Below are 19,417 nucleotides of genomic sequence, written 5' to 3'. Positions count from 1 at the left end.
CTTGCAAACTGAATACAAGAGCACGTGACGATGCTCGCAATCCTCTATATCTATTCCTTCACGAATTTACAAATCTTCAATATGACTTTTAACGTTCTTAATGGCATCCATTTCAAGTTTTAGTTCAAACGAGTACCCATAAAATGAGCATAAAGGCGATTATCGCATCATCTATACTAAAACCAAGGGGAGAGTGCTAATCTTACGAATCGGGCACCGCGGCAAAGTATACAATGGCAGATGATGTTAGCAATTCTCCATATCTACTTCTTCAAGAACTCCCTCAACTTTTTCATCGCCTCTTTTTCGCGCGCCCCTCCGCACTTTTTCACGACCCCCTCGTAATGCGCAATCCACTCCAGATATTTTTCATCCTTTGTAGCTGCGTAGCGTGTGGCATGTACCGTCGCCTCGATTACGGCGTTAGCCCCCCTGTTTATCGCCCGCACTCTCTTTCGAATGACCTTGCCCCTTACAAGATGCAAATGTATCAAAGTACTATCTCGTTTATCCTCTTCGCACTCAAATGACGCCCAGGCGTCTGCGCATCTCAGCACCGGCAACCCATCGACTACATAGAACCCCCTCTCGCCTAAATCTCCCAGTGCGGATAACATAAACAAAAACGGGTCGTTCACGACGTTAGCAACAAGTTTTTTCGTCGCCTTGATGTTCGAATATGTGTGCGTATCAGGATACAATCTCACGTGCATGATGTCATCCGAGATTATGCCAATCGGCGCAGCATTTGGTCTTCCATCCTTCGATATCGTAGTAGCAATGACCTCTGATATGCCGTCCAGTATGCCGAAATCATGCAATCTCATCGTATTCCTCCAGAAGGTGCACGAACAAGGAGGCTGCCACGATGTCAGCAGTGGTGCCTGGGTTTATCTTCCTCCGAATCAATTCATCATCAAATCGGCGTATGGCATCTATATTTCTTTCTTTCAGCACCGCAGAAGCCTTTCTGCCGACCTCTTCTGCTACAGATGACCCAAACTTCTTCTGAACCAGGGTATCAGGCCGCTCGGCGAGAAGTGCGAGATAACTATGCACAATGGCATCGTTCATGCTCATCTCCTTCGCTTTTTCCGCCAGCATTCTGGCACCGGCTAACGTCCTTGAAAAATCGCGCACCCATTCCTGCGCGATTCCATCGTGCTCGGCAGATATCTGTATAATATCGTACAGCGTCAATCCTCTCCTTCTAATTTCGTCGACCGAAGTTGCGTCCTTCACATTCAAATCGTCAATGTCCTCCAAATATACATCAACGCATTTGAATGCCTTATAAAGCTCGATAGCATCTTCGACGGTGGTATTGCGCACGACATCATTTACTGCACGGACATCACCTTTGCCAGCTGCCACTATCAGCGGAACCAGCAGAAGAAACGTGCCGAAATGAGTGTTTCTGCCGCCGTTCCATTTTGCACTTTCCTCGACGGCTTCCCTAATCAGCGACCCGACTTTATTATCGTTCACGGCCGCCCTCTCGAACACATGTCCAACTCCAATTGCAGAAGCCAAAAAATGCTCGTATCTAAGGTCAGCAAAATCATGGTCCCTGTCGACGTTGCCTGGTTTTGGCGTGGCGGACACCTCCAAGAGCATGGCGATTTGAGCACATCTGGCGATGTATTTAGGATTCATGACGACCACTATCCTTAGAGTTGACGCATAATCACAAATATCTTGCGTAATTATTTATCCGATGGAAAAAGAGTATAAGTGGAGAAAGCCCAGTAGGATTAAAAAAGGAGGTGAAAGGATTTGGTAAAGACATTTACGTTTGTGAACGCCGAAAGTGGCAAGGCGAGAGACGTCTATGCAGGGCTCAAAAAGATCAACGCAGAGGTACATCCACTGTTCGGCGAGTTCGATTTTCTGGTAATAGCGGACTCGGTAGACCTGAGGGAGTCTGCAGCGAAGGTACTGGATAGAATTCAGAAGGTCAAAGGCGTTGCAAAGACAAGAACACTCATTGGAGCAGAGTTATAGGCCAAAGAACAGGCGACGTGCCATGTGCTGAGGCAGCCCAACTTCGAGCGTCTTTGATGCCGTTTCCTCGACATCATATTCAATTCTGTGCATCGTAAATTCTTCCGACTTTGTATCAAAGATAGCATAAGCTGCCTTTGGATTTCCATCACGCGGTTGTCCCACTGCCCCAGGATTGATTATTTTTCGGCCTCCGAGCTCGAAACTCCATTGAACATGCGTATGACCAAGAACTAAGACCTTTTTGCTCACTTGATCCAAAAATTTTTCCAGTTTGGCAGGCGATGTTGTTGGATATACGTATTCATTTGGATCATGTGGACTGCCATGGACTATGGTAACGTCCTCGAACATGAGCTGCGCCGGAAGTTTTTCAAGAAATTTCATCCCACTCTGGGAAATGTTATCGCGCGTCCACTCGATTGCAGAGGCGGCAATTGGATTGAACCAGGACGTGTCTCCGGTTAGCACTGCAACGTCATGATTCCCCCTGATCGAAATGATTTTGTGTCTCTTCACAGTCTCAATGACCTCCTTGGGGTAGGGATAATATCCGACGATGTCGCCAGCACATAAGATTTGGTCTACATCGATGACATCGAGCACTGCTTTTAGCGCAGGTAGATTAGAATGTGTATCTGCTATGAGCCCTATTTTCATCAACATCACTTTTATTGAAAAACTAATTATTTACATATGTAGAAAAAGATAACCCAGATGCACCGCTATTAGACAATATGGAAAAATAGCTATTTCCATCGTTATTTTTTCATCACACCACACAAAACTCTCTTAGCCTCTTGATGGCATAGTATCTATCTTTATCGTCCAATTTAACTCCTTCTACCGCATCCTTTAACATCTGAATCGAGTTGTCATAAACTGCTCTGTCGACGGGATAAGGATGACCATCCTTGCCTCCATGAGAGAAACTGTACTTTACTGGGTCTTTCCAACTCGGGCGCGTACCGTATACCAGGTCGGAGATCAGCGCAAGCGCTCTCATCTTCTTCGCCCCCAGCCCTCTCAACGACACCAGCTCTTCATAGCTCTCCGGCTGTATCTCGTATGCCTTCTGCAGCGTTTTCATCCCTCGTTCGGTAATGTCGATGTCGAGGATGGGATGATGAACTGGCATCGACAGCTGTTGAAATTCTGTGAGCAGTTTCTGCTTTACGGGTTTGAAATATTTTATCAGGTGCATAGGGTCGTCTCTAATCAGGTCAAGGCTCGTCTTTCTCGTCTCAGAACTCTCTTTGGCGGTCAAATCCAGAGTCATGTTTTCAACCCTGTCGCAGCAAATACCGGTATGCGGTTCTTCCACAAAACACTCAACGTTGTCAGATAGCCAGTGATAGCGCCTTGCATATCTGTCGTTCATGCCCTGTTGTACAACTACCCACTCCCCCTTCTCGGTAAATATAAAACAATGGTGGTAGAGCTGGTATCCATCCTGGACGCAACTATTGTCGACCTTGGCTGACATCCTGCTCGAATACTTTAGTTTTTCGATCTCGCTTGTGGATAAAGTGAACAAATCCGCTGTCTTCTCGATCTCAGCAAGCGTCTTTCTCGATGTTCTGCCCTTGCCGCCTGCGACTTTAATGCCAAGCTCTTCGGAATCGAGTGCCAATCTTTAGGGCGCCGCATGTCGTGGTAGTCGTCCCGGACGAGTGCCAATCAAAACCAAGGACGCAGGAGAACGCCTGAAACCAGTAAGAGTCTGCAACTCGCCTTAAGAATTCCTCCTGTCCATATTCATATACGACGACCTCAGTGATGCCTCCTGCCAATCTGACCATTCTATCAAATAGCCATCTTGGAGCTTTTCCCCTGTGCAATGGGAGATTTGTAATTCCCGTGCGCTTCAACTTCAACCCTCACTTTTTTATCTTGCATTTCGAGATTTTTGCAAATCCCAGCATTACTGAAATCTGCATTTCTATTTTGAGCTTAGATTTCTCGACCAAATCCTCAAAATCCAATTGGATAAATTCCTTAAAATACTTCGATTCAAAAAGTGATGCCAACCGCAGAAACAACCATCGCTTGATTTTGTTCATTTCTTTATATAAAGCGTAATCGACGATAATTATGCAACCGTCTCCCTTGGTCACCCTAATGATTTCTTTCAGAACCCTCTTCCCGACCTCTATCGGCATGTGATGAAGGGCGAAAGAGATACAACAGATATCAAAGGAATCGTCCTTAAATGGCATATTGGCGGCATCTGATAGGCTGAATGTGACATTTGCGCCATCTCCCTTTTCACGGATCCGAGATTTCAACATTGCCACACTTAGCATATCCTTGGATAGGTCAATTCCAACCACTGAGCAACCTCTCTTAGAAAACGCTAACGCTTGGGCACCTGTTCCAGTACCGACATCTAATACTTTTGAGTTCCTTTCTAATTCAACGATGTCCACGACCTTCTCCCTTATTCCTCGTATGTGAAAGGTGAACAGATCATATATATGGGCCAGCTTCCCATATTTCTTTATATGCTGATAATACTCTTCGTTATTCTTCACTTCCAAATCATCCCCATGTTAATCCAACAATAAATCTTGCCAGTTCTATGCTTTTCTCCACAGAGCCCATCATCGTGTCCGTCTTCACCACCCTAACATCTGGAGGAACGCAATTATCCCTCTGGTCAACCACTAGCACATCTAGGAAATCAGCATAGCACTGTGCAACACCAGCAGATGAGACCTCATAACCCTTTGCAGTCATGAGCTTTCCAGCAGGGCCGCTCACAGGATTATTTCCAACGATTGGAGATATGGCGATCACTCTCTTTTTTTGCAGCATTGACCTGATGCCTTTCAATCTTAGGATTGGTCCAATACTGGTGATGGGATTGGACGGGCCGATGATTACCGTATCCTCGGACTTTAGTGCATTCATCACCTCTGGCGTCGGCTCTGCTTTATCAAGACCTACAAATCTGACATCCAATACCTCTGGTTTTCCCTTGTGCGTGATCCAGAAGTTCTGGAAATGCATCTCCCCTTCTGGCGTAAGAATCATCGTAGCAACTGGATCGTCGCTCATCGGCGATATTTTAGCCGTAATTCCAAACAGATATCTTAGTTCGTATATGGATTGTGTCAGCGTATAGCCATTCTTGATCAACTCAGAACGAATGATATGTGTCGCTCTATCCTGATCCCCCAATTTCATCGATTCATGATATCCTAATTTTTTCAGCGCTTCATGCGTGTAGAATGTATCATCTCTGATGCCCCACCATCGGCTCTCATCGATCAAGTCTGCGAATGTATAAAGGACCGTATCAATATCAGGGCACACCAGATTTCCAGAAACCCACCTGTCTTCGGCAGTGTTCACGATTGTAGTTATCTCTTCTTGGGGGATTATTCGCTTCAAACCATTCAACAACTTTGGAGTTCCAGTTCCACCAGAGAGTATTATCATGATTTTGACTTCCATGGGACGCTCGGCAATGTCAAAAAATACATTCAATTTTGTTATTTAGATAGTTAATCCCTTATTTTTTCAATTTCCCTTAGAACTCCTCCAAGAACCTCAGGCGATAATCTAAATCCTGATGAGGCCAGCTCGAGAATGTAGTCTTTTGCAATCTTTTTTGAGAGCACATTTTTCTTCAATCCACGTAGAATCACGTATAGGGTTCCCTTTGCATTCAGCCCGAGGCTCTCGGCTACCTTTCGCCCAGTGGCATCATCGATCAAGATCAAGTCCGCTTTTATATTTCTGCCCAGAGAGATAGCTTCGGCCTCACCTCTATCGATCTCTCTAGCGATCTCAAAGAGTTTAAGGTCAACTTTTGCATCTTTGACCTGCAACCATTTGCCTCGTATCGCCTCTTCTATTGCGACAACTTCAGAATAACCTTCCTTTCTGCCCCTTACTACCACTTCATTGAAAACCTCGCGCGGGATAATAACTGTTTTGAAAACCTCTCTTAACAATGATAGCTTGTTCGTCTTGGCTAAATATATCAGGGGGGTTGAGTTAGAAACTACTCTCAAGGGGACTCCTCTAAGGCTTTTAGGTCTTCTTTGAGTTCTTCTGGCCCGTATTGAAGTTCGACATGCTTTTCCCTGAGAACCTCGATTATTTTCCAGAGGGATACGTCTGCCGTCCTTGCTGCTTTCCAGAGGGTGATTTTTCCTTGGCTGTATAACTCGATGGCTTTATCCAATCTCTTTTCTTTGATTCCTCTGGTTAATAGTTCTCTTATTATCGCCGATTTGTCTTTGTCCTCTGCTTTTGAGAGGTGATCTAGTTCAGTGTGTATGTCCTCAGGCAATCTCACCGATATTAATTGGCTCATCCAAGTCACTGTAATACAGTATATATAAACGGTATACTTAAGTTTTTCTAAGTGAAACTGCAGGATTGTTTTTTAATCGATTTTATCTAACTTGTTAAACTGTTTTAAAGTCGAATTCAACATCGATTTTCTTGCCCGCAATATTCTCCAGAGCCTCTAATAACCGCCTTACTTCACCAGCGAGGTTCTTTTCCAACGAATCTATGTGCCTTTTAGAGCGCTCTATCCCTTCTCGTAATTGGGCGAGTTGTCCCTCAGTTGAAACGATTGTTCGTTCGATTTCCCTTCTATCCTTGAGTATCGTTGTATTTGAGAGTCGGCCTTTAATCTCTTTGATATCCAACTGCAGTGAATCGTGACGCCCCTTGATAGAAGATATTTCAGCATCTAACAGATGGTCTATCCATTTCACTGCCTTCTCTCGTCCTCGCCCTTTTAGAGGGAGGACGTCTCCTTCGATGATACTCCGTAGAGTGCGAAGAAAATCATCAACATCTCCATCGAGTGCATGAATCGGCGAGGATAATATCGATGATAACGCCCTTCTCTCTCCAAGAGCGAGGGTATGCCGCCCAGTTTCATCCTGCCTCTTTAAGAGTTTGAGCGCCTTGTCAATCGGTGAGAAAAGCATGGCTAAATTCGCTTCGAGCGTGTTCAACTCTTTTTCTAACGAAGATAATTTGATTTCTAGCTCTTTGAACCGCGTCCACTCTTCACCTTCTTCAAGTAATCTCATTCTTTCCTTATCCGCTTCAAGTCTCTTTTCGAGTGCGAATACCTCCTTTTCTCGATTGTCGACCACCTCTTTTTCTCTCTCTATTGTGGATTTTATATCTTTTACACTTCGTACTATCTCTGGCACCTTCTCCAGACCTATGATCTGACTTTCTTTTTCCGCGAGAGGTGCGATAAGCTGGTTAAGAAGCGTTTTCAGTCGATCGAGATTTGAGAAGACCTTCTCAACCTCATCAGGAAACAGTGACCTAACACAATAGATATTCCTCCGCGGCATCGCCAGTGTAAATTCCATGCTGGAGGTCGTCGTCCTATGAAATGATAAAACCGTTTTATAATCTGTTTGAGTCGGGATTGACATCTTTTCGACCATGGAATTGAGATGTTTCACCATCTTATCGCGGGCGGTCAATCCCGATTTTGCGATGGGGGCGGGTATATGTTCAGCTGGCTCGGCATCCCGAAGCTCGGAGGTGTTTTGCCCAAGTCTATCCCGCACATCCTTCATCTCCTCATACAACCGGCTGGCAGTTGTGCTCAAGCCAGGAAATAGTGCTCCCGATGCCGTGTCCAGCCAGGCGTATATTCCATCGAAGGCGATTGTAGTTGGTATTTTCTCTCTGCCAAAGATTCTGCTCAGCCACTTCACCTGTTCAAATTGGATGGCAAGGGTTTAATATTTTTGCAACAACCTCACCATCAGAAAAACGTTATAATATGGAGCACTAACTATATGCGATGAAAGTCGTCAAAGACCCAATCCATGGATATATATTACTTGATGACCTCGCGCTCGAGTTAATTGACACTCCCGAGATGCAGCGCCTCAGGCGCATTCGCCAGTTGGGCCTATCGAATCTCGTCTATCCAGGCGCAAATCACACCAGGTTCGAGCACTCGCTTGGCACGCTGCATTTGGCAGACCAGCTCTTGGGTCAGTTGGACGTCGCTGGCAAGGATAGAGGTGAAGTTCGGGCGGCTGCATTGCTACATGACGTTGGGCATGGGCCATTCTCTCATGCCATGGAAGGACTGATAATTCAACATACGGGCAGGAGTCATGACGATGTGGAAAAATTGATTTCAAATAGCACGATCGCAGAAGTATTAGACGCACATTCGCTGGACCCTGCGCATATAGCTCAACTCATCAAAGGTGAAACGGCATATGGGCAGTTGATAAACAGCGAGCTTGATGTGGACAGAATGGATTACCTGACTAGAGATGCCCATTATACAGGCGTCGCATATGGGGTCATCGACTATGTGCGATTGATACATGAGATGGAGATTCAAAACCAAAATCTGGTGGTGGGAGAGGGAGGACTACAGGCCGTAGAATCCCTATTGGTGTCGCGCTTTCTAATGCACCCTACCGTCTATTATCATCATGTGAGCAGGATTGGCGAGGCTATGCTGGTGCATGCTGTTGAGGCATTACTCCGAGCAGGACTGGAACCGGCTATGCTGAGAGAGATGGACGATTATGAACTGATAATGACACTGCGGAGCTCGGAGGGATATTCACGCGATATCATCGCACGGATTGATCAGCGAAGGCTGTTCAAACGCGCGCTGTACGTCGGGAAGGACATGGTAAACGTCGAAAAGATGCTAATGCTGAGGGGGCAAACGGAAAAAATCGAGAACGAAATCGCAGAAGAGGCAGGCGTCCAGGAAGGATATGTATTATTGGACATCCCCAGGCGACCGGAAATAATCGAGATGAGGGCAAAGATACTGGTCAATGGCAAGATGAAGCGGCTGGACGAGGCATCACATTTAGTGAATATACTGGTAGATGTGCAGTGGGATAATTGGAAATTGGGAGTATATGCGCCAGAGGAATACAAAGGTGCTGTTGAGCAGGTGGCAAAGGAGATGCTCGATGTTAAAAAACCCCTTGTCCAGCAGAGATTTTGCTGAATGAAACCGCACCCACTTTTATGCTTTTACAAAATCATCCTTGGCATTGCACTCAGGACATTTTCTTGGTTTGCATCTCGTTTCCTTCTTGAAACCACATTTCATACATTTCCAAACTGCCATTTTTTGCACCCCCTATAAATGTCTTTTCTTTCCCATGATTTTCTTGTATTTTTCCTCGCCTATACACTTCTCCGCATATGGACACCACTCTACACAGGAAGGGCGGGCATCTCTAAACACGGTTGCCCCACAATTTTCACATTCTGCTTTCTGCTCATCTGTGAATATTTCCACTTCCCAGCCACAACCACATTTAATGATTTCGATGGTCGGCCTTCTTATGCTTAAACTTCCAGGGCATTTTATTTCCATGATTTCCACAAACCGTGGATATTGCAGTATTCTCTTGCTTCGATTCTCTCCGCTTTTATCTCAAACTCTGCTTCTGGATTATCGCCAGGCCTCAAGAACTTCCTGTAAACCCTGCCGTCTGTAATTAGCACTACCCACTCAATGTAATGGCGTTCTTCCATTGGATGAGGAACTGAACCGACTCTCACTTTTATTCCCGTCTCCGTCTTTTCAATCACCGGTATATGTTTCTCTTGGCCAACGTCCTCTGTTTTTTCCTTGAGTAGTTCCATCGGCTGTCCACAACAAACGAGCTCTCCAACTCCCACATGTAAAACCTCGACAATATTCCCACAGACATTGCATTTGTAGATTTGATTTTGTTCTATATTTTCAGGCAATTTTCCAATCATTTTCCAATGCCCTCAGTATTCCTCGCATTTAACCTGATAAAAGCTTCTTCCGTGGTCACATGAAGGGCATCTCTCTGGCGGCTCTGTTCCAAAGTGAACATATCCGCATTCCAAACACACCCAGTCAACTTCCCTTGTCTTTTTGAAAATCGTACCGGCTTCTACTTCTTTTAGTAATTTTTTATATCTTTCTTCATGATGTTCTTCTGCTTTGGCAATTGCCCGCAATCTCCTGGCAATTTCAGGAAAACCTTCTTCTTCGGCAGTATCAGCAAACTCAGGATACATTTCTGTATGCTCGTGATGCTCTCCGGCGATTGCGTCTTTCAGATTCTCGGCAGTAGTACCAAGAACTGTTGGAGCCGATGCTTCAACTTTAATTTCATCCAAATTTTCATCGCTTTTCTTCTTCAGCTCATTAATCAACTTAAACAACCAGCTGGCATGTTCCTTTTCATTTTCGGCTGAGACGAGAAAAATCTCGGCGATTTGCTCAAACCCTTCTTTCTTGGCGATTTTAGAATAGAAAGTGTATCTATTCCTTGCCTGGCTTTCGCCAATAAATGCTTTTGTTAAATTTTGGATTGTGTTTTTCATGATTTTTACCTCGTGTTATCTTAAGTGTTTTAGTGTTATTCGCTATATATTTAACTTTTTTTTATATGTTTAGATGCTTTGCACAAAAACTAACGATTTTTGGTGACTTTTTGTGCAGAATCTGAAAATGGTTCATCGATAGTAAATAGCTTGGCCAGTGGGGAGGGGCATAAGAATTCCAGGTTTATCGGCAAAGAATTTGTCAACAGCTTTTTTTGTGGGGGCGTAGCTAATCCAGCCATAATCGTCAAAAAGAACGACCCCCCCCCCTCGCGAGTCTGGGGAAAAAGTACTCTAACACCGCAACTGTTGGCATAGCTGAATTCAAATCGATATGAAGGTAAGATATTTTTTCTGGTGAAGGCGGTTCTATGTGGAGCGATTCTGGGATATATCCTGGATGATACACGATATTATCGAATTCAGACAAATTTTTCTTTACACGCGACATTGAAATATTTGAATAATTTCCTGTCGAATGTTGTTCTGATTCTAAAAGGCATTCACTACGCATAGGTGCCCATGCATCATATAGATGCATCGTAGAGCGGCTACCTAATCCTCGTAATTCTCTTAGCGTGAAAAATGCTGATAGACCGTCACACACACCACACTCAACCATGTCTAAATCTTCATTTGTGAGCTCAACTGCGTGTCGTACACAATACGATACTATCCAGTGTCGCCACAATAACTCGTCTATGAAACCGTCTATGTTAGACAAATTTACTCCACCGTCACCAGAGAATTCAAAATGCTCTTTGACATCCTGACTAGCACGTAGAAAAAATTCATTTCTTATACCACCATTCCATGGAAGTTCGCAACTAGTTTTCATTCCCCAACCATTGAAAGTTATGCCATGATCGAGTTGTCTGCCAATCCATATCCTAACATTTATTGGTATTATGTTTTTCAGCATTCTTGGCGTCGAAGATTGAAGAAAATTAAATATGGCTTGTTTTGATTTCATATTTCCTCTTTATTTCTTCATCATATTTGAATCATCCTGTAAATTCAACAGCACTTTATGTGCAAAGCTCATTTTAGATGCTTTTCAACATCCCCTTGATGATATCCGCTGACCTTTTTAATTGAATCAGCTCTTCTTCGGTCAGGTCGTATTCGAGGACACTCGACACGCCGTTTTTGCCTATCAGCGCCGGCACACCTATGGCGACGTCACGCAGTCCGTATTCACCCTCCAGCACAACGCTCACCGGTATCATGGCGTCCTCATCGCTTACAATCGCCTTTACGATTTTTGCAATGCATGAGGCAGGAGCATAATAGGTAGCGCTCTTTCTCCTTATAATCTCCATGCCTTTTTCCTTCGTGGTCTGGACAATCTTATTCCAGTCAACTCCTTCTATCTCCTTTTGGCCCTTTATAAGTGTCATGCTATCCCCGTGCTCTCCGATCACCAGCGCATCACTCTTAACGTTTAGTCTCAGCAACTGCTCTTTCAACCTGGCGGTATCATGCGATGAGCCCATGCCAAGGACTTCATTTCTTGCTTTCCCGGACGCTTTATAGGCGACATATGTCATCACATCGACAGGGTTGGTGACTAAAACGAGTATTGCGTCCGGTACGGTTTCGTTTACCCTTTTGATGACATCGCACATGATATTCGCATTAGTCCGGGTAAGGTCCAACCGCGTCATTCCTGGTTTTCTTGCAATGCCAGCAGATATCACAATGACATTTGAGTCACTCAAAAGTGAATAATCGCTCCCCCCCTCAACAATTGCGCTCTTGCCAGTGGCGATGGCCGCAGCCCCCAAGTCCATTGCCTCGCCCACGGCCAAATCCTCGACCAAATCTATCAGCACTATTTCATCGCAATCCACATCGTACAGTGTGGCATATGCCGATGTCGAACCTATCCTGCCAGCGCCCACAAATCCAATTTTGACCATTACCACACCTCATAATAATGCCAGATGGCCTGTAAGTTCATTCAGGTCCTCGCTTTTTGCCGGGCCAATGCCCAGCGCCGTAATGGTTCCTGGCGGCACCTCAGTCAATCCAGCGTCTGTGACCAGAGCGGCTGGAAAATTCAGTCGTCGTGCCCCCTCTTTCAATTCAAATAATTCCCTCTGATTGCTAACCTTCAGAACGACCTTCTTTTGACCTTCGTCTTTCCATGCCTTACGGGTTCGTGGTTCTGCAAACTCATATGCTGATACCGCTGCGTGCGCCACCTGTGCAGCCAATTTGCCCCGCGATAGAATGATATCGGTCCTGATGATTATACACTGCTTATACTCGGATTCCATCACTGAATCAGCATCCCATTCTTATCGTATTTCATCTCGTCCCTTCGTTCAGTTCTCCACTGCTGCCCCATCTTCTTGGCTTTAGCCTTATTGAATTTATCGAGGATGATATCATCTGAGACGGCGCTAATAGAATCCAGCGGAACGGAGAGAATCTCTTTTTTATTCTTAATCAATAATTGCCCATCATCGACGGCTATGCTTTCACCGACCTTTTTTCCACGGTGTTTAACGATTTTGCACATATAATCGATTTCGGGACTCTTATCCATTTCAGAGTCTTCCCTTTCAATCCTTAAAAATTTGAGGATTCTGGTTTTAAGCGTCATCGTATCACCCAATTAGAACAAACTGCTATATATTGTTCCACGTTTAAAAGGATGATGATATGATAAAATGTGATGTGGCGGTCGTCGGCGCTGGGCCCATTGGGTCAATGGCGGCAAAATATGCAGCTAAAAACGGGGCAGATACTCTTCTTATCGAAGAGCATCAGGAGATCGGAGCGCCAGTTGCATGCGCAGGCATCATCAGCACCAGAGCATTAGACGAATGTGAAATTGGATTGGGCAGATGGATAAACCGGGAGGTCAAGGGCGCCTTCATATATTCTCCAAACGGCCACAGCATTGCAGTCGGTGGAAATGAGACCAGGGCATATGTGATAGAGCGTAAGGCATTTGACCAGGAACTTGCACGCCAGGCGCTCAAGACGGGCGTCGATATTCTACTCAAGACCAGGGCAGTTGGATTGAAAAATCGAGTTCTTGAAGTTGTCAGTTACGGAGAGCGTCTGGAGATAGAGGCAGACATCGTCATCGGTGCGGATGGCGTTAAAAGTCAGGTCGCCAGATGGGCCGCTCTGGGAAATGTAAAAAAGGTCCTCGGTGGCGTACAGATCGAGGGACTGTATGAGTTGCGCAACCCGGGATTTGTAGAAGTATTTATCGGGCCGGTTGCACCGGGATTTTTCGCCTGGACAATTCCTGTTGAGGATGGCATTGCAAGAGTTGGGCTATGTGCGACTGCGAGGCCGTTTCATCATTTCAGGACCATGTTGAAGTCTCATCCGGTCATCTCCAAACGGTATCACGGGTCATATCTTGATTTTGTGGTCGGCGGCATTCCACTTGGGCCGCCTGAGCAAACCACAGCCGATGGCGTGATGCTTGTCGGCGATGCAGCCGGACAGGTTAAGCCGACTTCAGGCGGAGGCATCTATACTGGTGCTCTGTGTGCGAAGGTCGCAGGTGAAGTGGCAGCAGCCGCTGTAAGCGAGGGCGACACATCAGCGAAACGCTTGGCAGAGTATGAAAAGCGCTGGAGGTCTGCCATATGGCGAGAATTATCGATTGGGATGAAGATTCATGAGGCCATGGGAAAGTTGAGCGACTCAGATTTTGACAGGATTATCAGGACACTTGACGACACAGGGATTTTGGGCATCATATCCCAGTATGGGGACATGGACTATCCCTCGGCAGTGGTGAAGAAGTTGATTTTAGCAAAGCCAAGCTTGCTGAGATTGTCAGGTGTGCTGGCGAAGGCGCTGAGGTAACAAGGATTTATGCGGAGGCAGTAGATAGTAAATATAAGTAGTGAATATGATAAACTAGGTGCAAATATTCAATGATGGAAGAAGTATCTGACTGGTGGAAGCAAGCTCTTAGAGACTTGGAGAGCGCTAGAAATGCACTTAGATGTGGGGACTATTATGTGTCTGCTTTTCTTTCTCAGCAAGCTGTTGAAAAGGCATTGAAAGCTTTGTATATCCTGAAGTTCAATGATCTGTGGAAGATTCATGACCTTGTTCGGCTTGCCAGAAAAGTAGATGCTCCCCATAACATCGTTGAATTGTGTGCGAAAATCACACCAGGTTACATGGCAACACGTTATCCTGATGTTGGAAGAAAGTATGACCGGGGAGAGGTTGAAGGACTTTTGGTTGCTGCCAAGGAGGTTTTAGATTGGGTGAAAAAAAATCTGAACTCATAGATGAATTAAAACAATTCAAAAACGAAATCAGTAAAAAACATGATATTCGCAGTATGATCTTATTCGGATCGAGAAGCAAGGGCATGGGAGATCGACACAGCGATGTTGATCTCCTCTTGGTCAGCGATGAATTCAAGGATAAAAGCACTCTTGAGAGACCATGTCAATTCTATCTGGAATGGAGCCTGGACTATCCAGTGGACTTCCTGTGCTTCACCCCGGAAGAATTCGAGAAAAAGAAGAAACAGATCACAATAGTGAGAAAAGCAGTGGAAGAAGGAATAGAGATATGAACACATATTAGTGACCACGCACACCAGAAAAAAATTATAAGTACAGGCAATGTAAAAATGCATACCAAACCCAAGGATGATAATGACAACGAGAAAAATCAAAATAGCACAGTATTATGATTGGTGGACTGGAAGATGATTGAGGCGATTAAGAATGTTATAGGGGCGGTTGTAAAGTGGTATTATCCAGAGAAGATTCGCAGAACGTTTTTATATTCTTAGGCCTATTTTGACTATGGGATAAAACATGCTTCCAGATATAAAAAGAGATTTTGAGTTCATAAATGATAGTGTTAAAGGAGTTCTCTTGTTCGGCTCCTGTGCCAAAGACGAGAGGAGCAAGAGCTCTGACATAGATGTTTGTCTGGTCAGCCCTGAAGATAAGAGCGTGCTTCTAAAGGTGTTTGAAAGACTTGGTGGGAAATATGATATTAAGATATTTGAGGATCTACCACTCACCGTGAAGATGAGCATAATAAATAAGCATCAGACCGTTTTTGGCGATGAAATTGAGCTCTCCCATTATTTCTACAGGTTCAGGAAGGAATGGGCGGATGCTGAGCCAAGGATCAGAAGAAACACATTCTCCAGCGCTCGAGAGATGATAAGACAGAGGAGGGCATGGCTAGATGGGAGAAAGATATCTCAAAAAGCTTGAGACATTTGAGAAAGAAAGAGAATTTATCAAAAACCACAGCATAGAGGATGGCGTCACAGAGCGCGCACTATTATATTCCCTGCAGATATGTGTTGAGATTGCTATGGACATAGCAGCCATGAAAACAAAGGATGCTGGCTTGGTCGTGGAAGATGATTATATAAACATTGAAAAGCTGATCGAAGAAAGCATAATTCCCAGAAAAGATGGTGAGTTATTGAAAAAATTTAATGGGATAAGAAATTCAATCGCTCATAAATACGATCGGCTTGACATGGAAATCATAGAAGAGGCTTTCAGCAGAATAGATGAGCTTTCAGACGTCATATTGAAGATTTCAGAATGAATGACAGATATAAGAACAGCACAGTATCGTGATTGGTGGATTAGATGATTGAGGCGATTAAGGAAATCGGAGAATATGTAATTGAGAAAGAAGGTGAGAAAGAAGGAAAATAATAATGGAGGCGAAGAAAATGAGTGAAGTGATAAAAAACAGGTCGGAAATCGTATTTTTGTACGATATAAAGGATGCAAATGGCACGGCTTCTTCAACTTTATCTTGCAGTGCGCATTCATAACATCTCAGCATAACATCACCAGTTCTCCTTGAGTGCTTCATGGCACGGTTGACATAGTATTCGCTTCAGTTTTTCAATATCCTTCTCAAGCCGTACAGGATATAATCGCCTTCCCAGATTGGGGTTTCTTCGTAGATTGCATGTTACATATATCTACTCATTCAACACACTATACAGGCTGCCACTGCATCCGTATTTTTTCCCATCTTCGCACTTCAAATCATTCACTCTCCACAGCTTCTTCGCCTAACCAGCTGTGCGTCTATTCCAAACATGTTTATTTTCTTATTTCAAGGGTGGTCTCCCACGTGTCCGCGTGACCCTCCTCATCCGATAGGATTTCTTCGAGCATGAGCCTGGTCACAGGATCGCCCTCTTCAGCAGCCAGTTTAATATGCTCTTTGTATTGTTTGATTGCACCGTTTTCTTTTGCAAGGTCGTCCTGAATCATCTTCTTCAGGTCGCCGCCTTCTATTATAAGGGATGGCTTCTTTGTTGGGGTCCCTCCCAAGTACGCGATGCGCTCACCCAGCTTCTCTGCATGCTTCATCTCATCTATTGCGGTTTCTTTGAATATCTCAAGTATTTCCGGGCTCTCCATCCCTTCTCCCTCATAATGATGTTTCATATACTGTATGATGGCGCTCAGCTCGTCTTCGCGGTCTTTGTTCAATGCGTCTATTATTTTATTGCTCATATCATCCTCCATGTATATCATTGATAAATCGATGAACACGAAAGTATTTAAACTTTTTTTTAGTTTATCGAGGTCTTCTTCCGAAGAAATCAAGCTGGATATGGGGAAGTCTGTCTCCGAAAAAGTGTTTCATCAAAAAACACCACTTGTTGGATTCGAGTGTGATTTTATTGTGAACTTCAACATCCCTGGTCTCATGGGTCTCGGAAAGTCTGTTTCAAGAGGTTTTGGTGCTATGCTGATAGAATCCCTGCGGGAATATATGTATTTATCACCCGAATGTCCCCTTCTTTGCGCATCTTTCTTTGTAAACCTTGAGTGGGGGTATCTATAGGCGTATCTAAATTTTATGTTACATATCTATCATTTAGATTATTTAGTATGAGCTGACTTCTGTTTGATGTCGTCAAAGAAATTCATCAGCGCATACTTGACCTTCTTCGGCGTCACGTCTATTATTTCCTCTCTCTCATCTGGCGGAAAACGCGGATATACGGAATATTTGCCCATCGTTTTTTGGGATTCGTTCGTGTATCGCACATCTAATAACACCCTTGCGCCGTAATCTTCTGGCGACCTGATTACTCTCCCCATTGCCTGTCTGACCTTTCTGACCATAGGAATCTCAATCGCATAACGCCACCCCTTTCCAGCGCCGAATTCGTAGTCATACGAATACTGAATCGCCCTAATTCTATCGCTCAGAGCAGGGTAGCCAACACCCACGATTACGACAGTTCGTGCACGACCGTCTTTATAGTCTATTCCTTCGGTCAGCGTTCCCCATAAATATGAGAGCATTACGGCTTTTCCACCAGATTTTCCTATCTTCAAGAATTCTTCCATTACATCCATCGCGGAAACGCCAACTCTGTCTAAAAACATGGGCACGCTGATACCCAACTCCTGCAGATTGGGGACTAAAAGGTCATAATATCGTGCCGCCTCGCTAAAATTCGGAAAGAATATCAGAACATTTCCATTGGATTGTTCTATGACATCCTCCAGAACCCCTGTGATGGCATCTATGACATCCTGGTCCTCTCGATTCCTCGCAAATAGGGGAGGGGCGGTCACCGCAATGGTATGCCTGCGAGTTCTTGGGAAGGGGGAACCATATACGAGTTTCCTCACGTCCCTATCGATGCCCAGCGTCGTTTTTACCACGTCGAATGGTCGCAGGGTAGCGGACATGAGAATCGCAGAATAAAATGAGTTGAACAGGAATCTGGTTACGTTCTTGGGGATACATGAGAAAAGTTCGATTCTGCCGGTTATCTCGCCATTTTGGTCTCTTCTGATATTGATCAGTGGATAGTACCCCGGGTCTCCTGCCAGTCTCAAATAATTCTCGAGAAACGTTGAAACCGCGATAAGATAAGAACTCTTCTTTGTCCCGGATAATCCCTCTTTATATTGATTGCGGTATATGGTATCAAATTCGATGCCGAGGATATGCGCCTGTTCGACCAATACGTCGATATCAAGAAGGCGGCTGTGGAGGTTGACGCTCAGCAGGTCCTCGGTGCCCGACGGCTCCCGTATAATAACATCATGCCATTCGACGCCGATACGTTCCTTTTCACCAAAGGCGAACTTCGACTCATATATCTCTCTAAGTACATCTCTCAGTGTGCGAAGCAGTTTTTCGACAGCATCTTCATGCGCACCCGTATCCCTCAGTTCGTTCAGTGCCTGTTCTATGGTGTACTCGGTCAGTGTTAGTGATGAATGCAACCTTGCTGCCGATTCGATGTTGTGTGCTTCGTCGAATATCGCTATGATGTCCTCCAGTCCGCGGCCCATCCACGAGAGCAACTTCGCCAGGATATCCGGGTTTAGTAGGTGATGATAATTGCAGATGACCAGGTCTGCATTGCACATCTCTCTTTTTAACAATTCATAGCCACACGTTCCATCATCAGATGCCCGCGCTTCAACTTCTTCGGGGGTTCTAACTCCTGAAAAGAGCCACCTGTGGAACTCCATATTATCTCCTTTGAGCGTCTGAAGCATGTACCCGCATGATCGCTTTTTCAATGCCCTTATGCGCATATCATCTGCATCGGATCGATTCACGCTTTGCTCTAATTTGATCAATTCATACGTGCTATCCCTGCACACGTCACACTCTTCATAACTCTTTTCGGCGGGGCACATATGCAGTTTGCCCTTCAGGACGATGACTTTGATATCTGCTATGTCTCTGATCTCCCTTGCCTCGTCTATGAATTGTAGCATTTGTTGATGGACGTTAGTGGCAATGACGACCGTTTTATCGCTTTGTTGTGCAATGTGCAGTGATGGAACGAGAGCGCTCAGGGTCTTGCCGGTACCGCACGCACCCTCGAACAAAACGATATGACGGTCTGACAGCGCCCGATATATATCATCCATCGCCCTGTCTTGGTCTGGGTAGGGCGATTCCTTTGGAAAATATTTTAGATATTCCCTGTTCATCGTTTAATAAAGCGTAGTCATATTACATAAATAATAGGCGGTTTCAGGTATCGTTTTTGCCACAAGTATTTAAGGTATTCGGGACCATCGTTTAT

The 19,417-nt window shown here is 44.8% G+C and carries 28 protein-coding genes; 8 read left to right on the top strand and 20 right to left on the bottom strand.

Annotation, left to right across the window (positions count from 1 at the left end):
• Positions 1–263: 263 nt before the first annotated feature.
• Positions 264–827: a DUF447 family protein gene (locus BME93_01440; GenBank protein ATZ60831.2), complete on the bottom strand. Its 564-nt coding sequence runs from the start codon at positions 825–827 to the stop codon at positions 264–266.
• Positions 814–1,656 (bottom strand): triphosphoribosyl-dephospho-CoA synthase, encoded by an 843-nt coding sequence (locus BME93_01435; protein ID ATZ60830.2) that lies wholly within the window; start codon positions 1,654–1,656, stop codon positions 814–816. The genes BME93_01440 and BME93_01435 overlap by 14 nt, the downstream gene beginning before the upstream one ends.
• Before the next feature lie 120 nt (positions 1,657–1,776).
• On the opposite strand from BME93_01435, the gene BME93_01430 reads away from it, so the two are divergent.
• A complete protein-coding gene (locus tag BME93_01430) occupies positions 1,777–2,004 on the top strand; it encodes a hypothetical protein (GenBank protein ATZ60829.2) in 228 nt (75 codons plus the stop codon).
• On the opposite strand, the gene BME93_01425 is transcribed toward BME93_01430, so the two are convergent.
• From BME93_01425 to BME93_01390, 8 genes are all read right to left on the bottom strand, one after another.
• Positions 1,999–2,664: a YfcE family phosphodiesterase gene (locus BME93_01425; protein ID ATZ60828.2), complete on the bottom strand. Its 666-nt coding sequence runs from the start codon at positions 2,662–2,664 to the stop codon at positions 1,999–2,001. The two genes, BME93_01430 and BME93_01425, sit on opposite strands and share 6 nt — an antisense overlap.
• A gap of 112 nt (positions 2,665–2,776) precedes the next feature.
• Positions 2,777–3,637, bottom strand: a complete 861-nt coding sequence (locus BME93_01420; protein ATZ60827.2) for a DUF763 domain-containing protein — start codon at positions 3,635–3,637, stop codon at positions 2,777–2,779.
• A complete protein-coding gene (locus tag BME93_01415) occupies positions 3,606–3,875 on the bottom strand; it encodes a DUF763 domain-containing protein (protein ID ATZ60826.2) in 270 nt (89 codons plus the stop codon). Before BME93_01415 ends, BME93_01420 begins: the two co-directional genes overlap by 32 nt.
• 9 nt (positions 3,876–3,884) lie before the next feature.
• Positions 3,885–4,538 carry a class I SAM-dependent methyltransferase gene (locus tag BME93_01410; GenBank protein ATZ60825.2) on the bottom strand — a complete coding sequence of 218 codons (654 nt, stop codon included), beginning with the start codon at positions 4,536–4,538 and terminating at the stop codon, positions 3,885–3,887.
• A gap of 7 nt (positions 4,539–4,545) precedes the next feature.
• Positions 4,546–5,448 carry a 2-phospho-L-lactate transferase gene (gene cofD, locus BME93_01405; protein ATZ60824.2) on the bottom strand — a complete coding sequence of 301 codons (903 nt, stop codon included), beginning with the start codon at positions 5,446–5,448 and terminating at the stop codon, positions 4,546–4,548.
• Between the two features lie 65 nt (positions 5,449–5,513).
• The gene (locus BME93_01400; protein ID ATZ60823.2) at positions 5,514–6,026 is read right to left on the bottom strand and encodes a DUF3368 domain-containing protein; all 513 of its coding nucleotides are present in this window, start codon (positions 6,024–6,026) and stop codon (positions 5,514–5,516) included.
• Positions 6,023–6,331 (bottom strand): UPF0175 family protein, encoded by a 309-nt coding sequence (locus BME93_01395; GenBank protein ID ATZ60822.2) that lies wholly within the window; start codon positions 6,329–6,331, stop codon positions 6,023–6,025. The genes BME93_01400 and BME93_01395 overlap by 4 nt, the downstream gene beginning before the upstream one ends.
• 94 nt (positions 6,332–6,425) lie before the next feature.
• Positions 6,426–7,715: a hypothetical protein gene (locus BME93_01390; GenBank protein WRQ72954.1), complete on the bottom strand. Its 1,290-nt coding sequence runs from the start codon at positions 7,713–7,715 to the stop codon at positions 6,426–6,428.
• A gap of 89 nt (positions 7,716–7,804) precedes the next feature.
• On the opposite strand from BME93_01390, the gene BME93_01385 reads away from it, so the two are divergent.
• A complete protein-coding gene (locus BME93_01385) occupies positions 7,805–8,992 on the top strand; it encodes an HD domain-containing protein (protein ID ATZ60821.2) in 1,188 nt (395 codons plus the stop codon).
• Between the two features lie 135 nt (positions 8,993–9,127).
• Here BME93_01385 and BME93_01380 read toward each other — a convergent pair whose 3' ends face one another.
• From BME93_01380 to BME93_01350, 7 genes are all read right to left on the bottom strand, one after another.
• The gene (locus tag BME93_01380; GenBank protein ID ATZ61723.2) at positions 9,128–9,367 is read right to left on the bottom strand and encodes a hypothetical protein; all 240 of its coding nucleotides are present in this window, start codon (positions 9,365–9,367) and stop codon (positions 9,128–9,130) included.
• Complete coding sequence (locus BME93_01375; protein ATZ60820.2) at positions 9,358–9,759, bottom strand: desulfoferrodoxin; 402 nt, start codon at positions 9,757–9,759, stop codon at positions 9,358–9,360. The genes BME93_01380 and BME93_01375 overlap by 10 nt, the downstream gene beginning before the upstream one ends.
• Before the next feature lie 12 nt (positions 9,760–9,771).
• Positions 9,772–10,356, bottom strand: coding sequence for a ferritin family protein (locus tag BME93_01370; protein ATZ60819.2), 585 nt, complete (start codon positions 10,354–10,356; stop codon positions 9,772–9,774).
• Positions 10,357–10,603: 247 nt separating this feature from the next.
• Entirely contained in the window at positions 10,604–11,329 is a 726-nt protein-coding gene (locus BME93_01365) for a hypothetical protein (GenBank protein ID ATZ60818.2), read from the bottom strand.
• A gap of 73 nt (positions 11,330–11,402) precedes the next feature.
• Positions 11,403–12,278: a malate dehydrogenase gene (locus tag BME93_01360; protein ID ATZ60817.2), complete on the bottom strand. Its 876-nt coding sequence runs from the start codon at positions 12,276–12,278 to the stop codon at positions 11,403–11,405.
• 9 nt (positions 12,279–12,287) lie between these two features.
• On the bottom strand, positions 12,288–12,638 hold the full coding sequence (gene pth2 / locus BME93_01355; GenBank protein ID ATZ60816.2) for a peptidyl-tRNA hydrolase Pth2: 351 nt from the start codon (positions 12,636–12,638) through the stop codon (positions 12,288–12,290).
• Positions 12,638–12,967 (bottom strand): hypothetical protein, encoded by a 330-nt coding sequence (locus BME93_01350; GenBank protein ID ATZ60815.2) that lies wholly within the window; start codon positions 12,965–12,967, stop codon positions 12,638–12,640. The genes pth2 and BME93_01350 overlap by 1 nt, the downstream gene beginning before the upstream one ends.
• A 59-nt stretch (positions 12,968–13,026) precedes the next feature.
• Between BME93_01350 and BME93_01345 the strand changes: the two genes are divergently transcribed.
• The 5 genes from BME93_01345 (at position 13,027) to BME93_01325 (ending at position 15,930) form a co-directional block, all read left to right on the top strand.
• On the top strand, positions 13,027–14,196 hold the full coding sequence (locus tag BME93_01345; protein ATZ60814.2) for an NAD(P)/FAD-dependent oxidoreductase: 1,170 nt from the start codon (positions 13,027–13,029) through the stop codon (positions 14,194–14,196).
• 71 nt (positions 14,197–14,267) lie between these two features.
• Positions 14,268–14,633, top strand: a complete 366-nt coding sequence (locus BME93_01340) for a HEPN domain-containing protein (GenBank protein ATZ60813.2) — start codon at positions 14,268–14,270, stop codon at positions 14,631–14,633.
• A complete protein-coding gene (locus tag BME93_01335) occupies positions 14,606–14,926 on the top strand; it encodes a nucleotidyltransferase domain-containing protein (protein ATZ60812.2) in 321 nt (106 codons plus the stop codon). The genes BME93_01340 and BME93_01335 overlap by 28 nt, the downstream gene beginning before the upstream one ends.
• A 247-nt stretch (positions 14,927–15,173) precedes the next feature.
• Entirely contained in the window at positions 15,174–15,584 is a 411-nt protein-coding gene (locus BME93_01330) for a nucleotidyltransferase domain-containing protein (GenBank protein ID ATZ60811.2), read from the top strand.
• Positions 15,556–15,930, top strand: a complete 375-nt coding sequence (locus tag BME93_01325; GenBank protein ID ATZ60810.2) for a DUF86 domain-containing protein — start codon at positions 15,556–15,558, stop codon at positions 15,928–15,930. The genes BME93_01330 and BME93_01325 overlap by 29 nt, the downstream gene beginning before the upstream one ends.
• Positions 15,931–16,180: 250 nt before the next feature.
• On the opposite strand, the gene BME93_01320 is transcribed toward BME93_01325, so the two are convergent.
• Entirely contained in the window at positions 16,181–16,234 is a 54-nt protein-coding gene (locus tag BME93_01320) for a hypothetical protein (GenBank protein ID ATZ60809.2), read from the bottom strand.
• 208 nt (positions 16,235–16,442) lie between these two features.
• Entirely contained in the window at positions 16,443–16,862 is a 420-nt protein-coding gene (locus BME93_01315) for a ferritin-like domain-containing protein (GenBank protein ID ATZ61722.2), read from the bottom strand.
• A gap of 31 nt (positions 16,863–16,893) precedes the next feature.
• Here BME93_01315 and BME93_01310 point away from each other — a divergent pair, with 31 nt between their 5' ends.
• Entirely contained in the window at positions 16,894–17,196 is a 303-nt protein-coding gene (locus tag BME93_01310; GenBank protein ATZ61721.2) for a CRISPR-associated endonuclease Cas6, read from the top strand.
• Between the two features lie 38 nt (positions 17,197–17,234).
• Here BME93_01310 and BME93_01305 read toward each other — a convergent pair whose 3' ends face one another.
• Positions 17,235–19,322, bottom strand: a complete 2,088-nt coding sequence (locus BME93_01305) for an ATP-dependent DNA helicase (GenBank protein ATZ61720.2) — start codon at positions 19,320–19,322, stop codon at positions 17,235–17,237.
• Positions 19,323–19,417 lie beyond the last annotated feature (95 nt).

Source organism: Methanosarcinales archaeon Met12 (genome assembly GCA_002813105.2).
Classification (GTDB): Archaea; Halobacteriota; UBA148; order UBA148; family JAJOKI01; genus JAJOKI01.
This window is presented reverse-complemented; position numbering and strand designations above follow the sequence as displayed.

Coding starts and splice junctions, on each gene's coding strand:
- BME93_01440 (ATZ60831.2), bottom strand. CDS start 827: ATGAGATTGCATGATTTCGGCATACTGGACGGCATATCAGAGGTCATT.
- BME93_01435 (ATZ60830.2), bottom strand. CDS start 1,656: ATGAATCCTAAATACATCGCCAGATGTGCTCAAATCGCCATGCTCTTG.
- BME93_01425 (ATZ60828.2), bottom strand. CDS start 2,664: ATGAAAATAGGGCTCATAGCAGATACACATTCTAATCTACCTGCGCTA.
- cofD (ATZ60824.2), bottom strand. CDS start 5,448: ATGATAATACTCTCTGGTGGAACTGGAACTCCAAAGTTGTTGAATGGT.
- BME93_01395 (ATZ60822.2), bottom strand. CDS start 6,331: ATGAGCCAATTAATATCGGTGAGATTGCCTGAGGACATACACACTGAA.
- BME93_01385 (ATZ60821.2), top strand. CDS start 7,805: ATGAAAGTCGTCAAAGACCCAATCCATGGATATATATTACTTGATGAC.
- BME93_01380 (ATZ61723.2), bottom strand. CDS start 9,367: ATGGAAATAAAATGCCCTGGAAGTTTAAGCATAAGAAGGCCGACCATC.
- BME93_01375 (ATZ60820.2), bottom strand. CDS start 9,759: ATGATTGGAAAATTGCCTGAAAATATAGAACAAAATCAAATCTACAAA.
- BME93_01370 (ATZ60819.2), bottom strand. CDS start 10,356: ATGAAAAACACAATCCAAAATTTAACAAAAGCATTTATTGGCGAAAGC.
- BME93_01365 (ATZ60818.2), bottom strand. CDS start 11,329: ATGAAATCAAAACAAGCCATATTTAATTTTCTTCAATCTTCGACGCCA.
- BME93_01360 (ATZ60817.2), bottom strand. CDS start 12,278: ATGGTCAAAATTGGATTTGTGGGCGCTGGCAGGATAGGTTCGACATCG.
- pth2 (ATZ60816.2), bottom strand. CDS start 12,638: ATGGAATCCGAGTATAAGCAGTGTATAATCATCAGGACCGATATCATT.
- BME93_01350 (ATZ60815.2), bottom strand. CDS start 12,967: ATGACGCTTAAAACCAGAATCCTCAAATTTTTAAGGATTGAAAGGGAA.
- BME93_01345 (ATZ60814.2), top strand. CDS start 13,027: ATGATAAAATGTGATGTGGCGGTCGTCGGCGCTGGGCCCATTGGGTCA.
- BME93_01340 (ATZ60813.2), top strand. CDS start 14,268: ATGATGGAAGAAGTATCTGACTGGTGGAAGCAAGCTCTTAGAGACTTG.
- BME93_01330 (ATZ60811.2), top strand. CDS start 15,174: ATGCTTCCAGATATAAAAAGAGATTTTGAGTTCATAAATGATAGTGTT.
- BME93_01325 (ATZ60810.2), top strand. CDS start 15,556: ATGGGAGAAAGATATCTCAAAAAGCTTGAGACATTTGAGAAAGAAAGA.
- BME93_01315 (ATZ61722.2), bottom strand. CDS start 16,862: ATGAGCAATAAAATAATAGACGCATTGAACAAAGACCGCGAAGACGAG.
- BME93_01310 (ATZ61721.2), top strand. CDS start 16,894: ATGAACACGAAAGTATTTAAACTTTTTTTTAGTTTATCGAGGTCTTCT.
- BME93_01305 (ATZ61720.2), bottom strand. CDS start 19,322: ATGAACAGGGAATATCTAAAATATTTTCCAAAGGAATCGCCCTACCCA.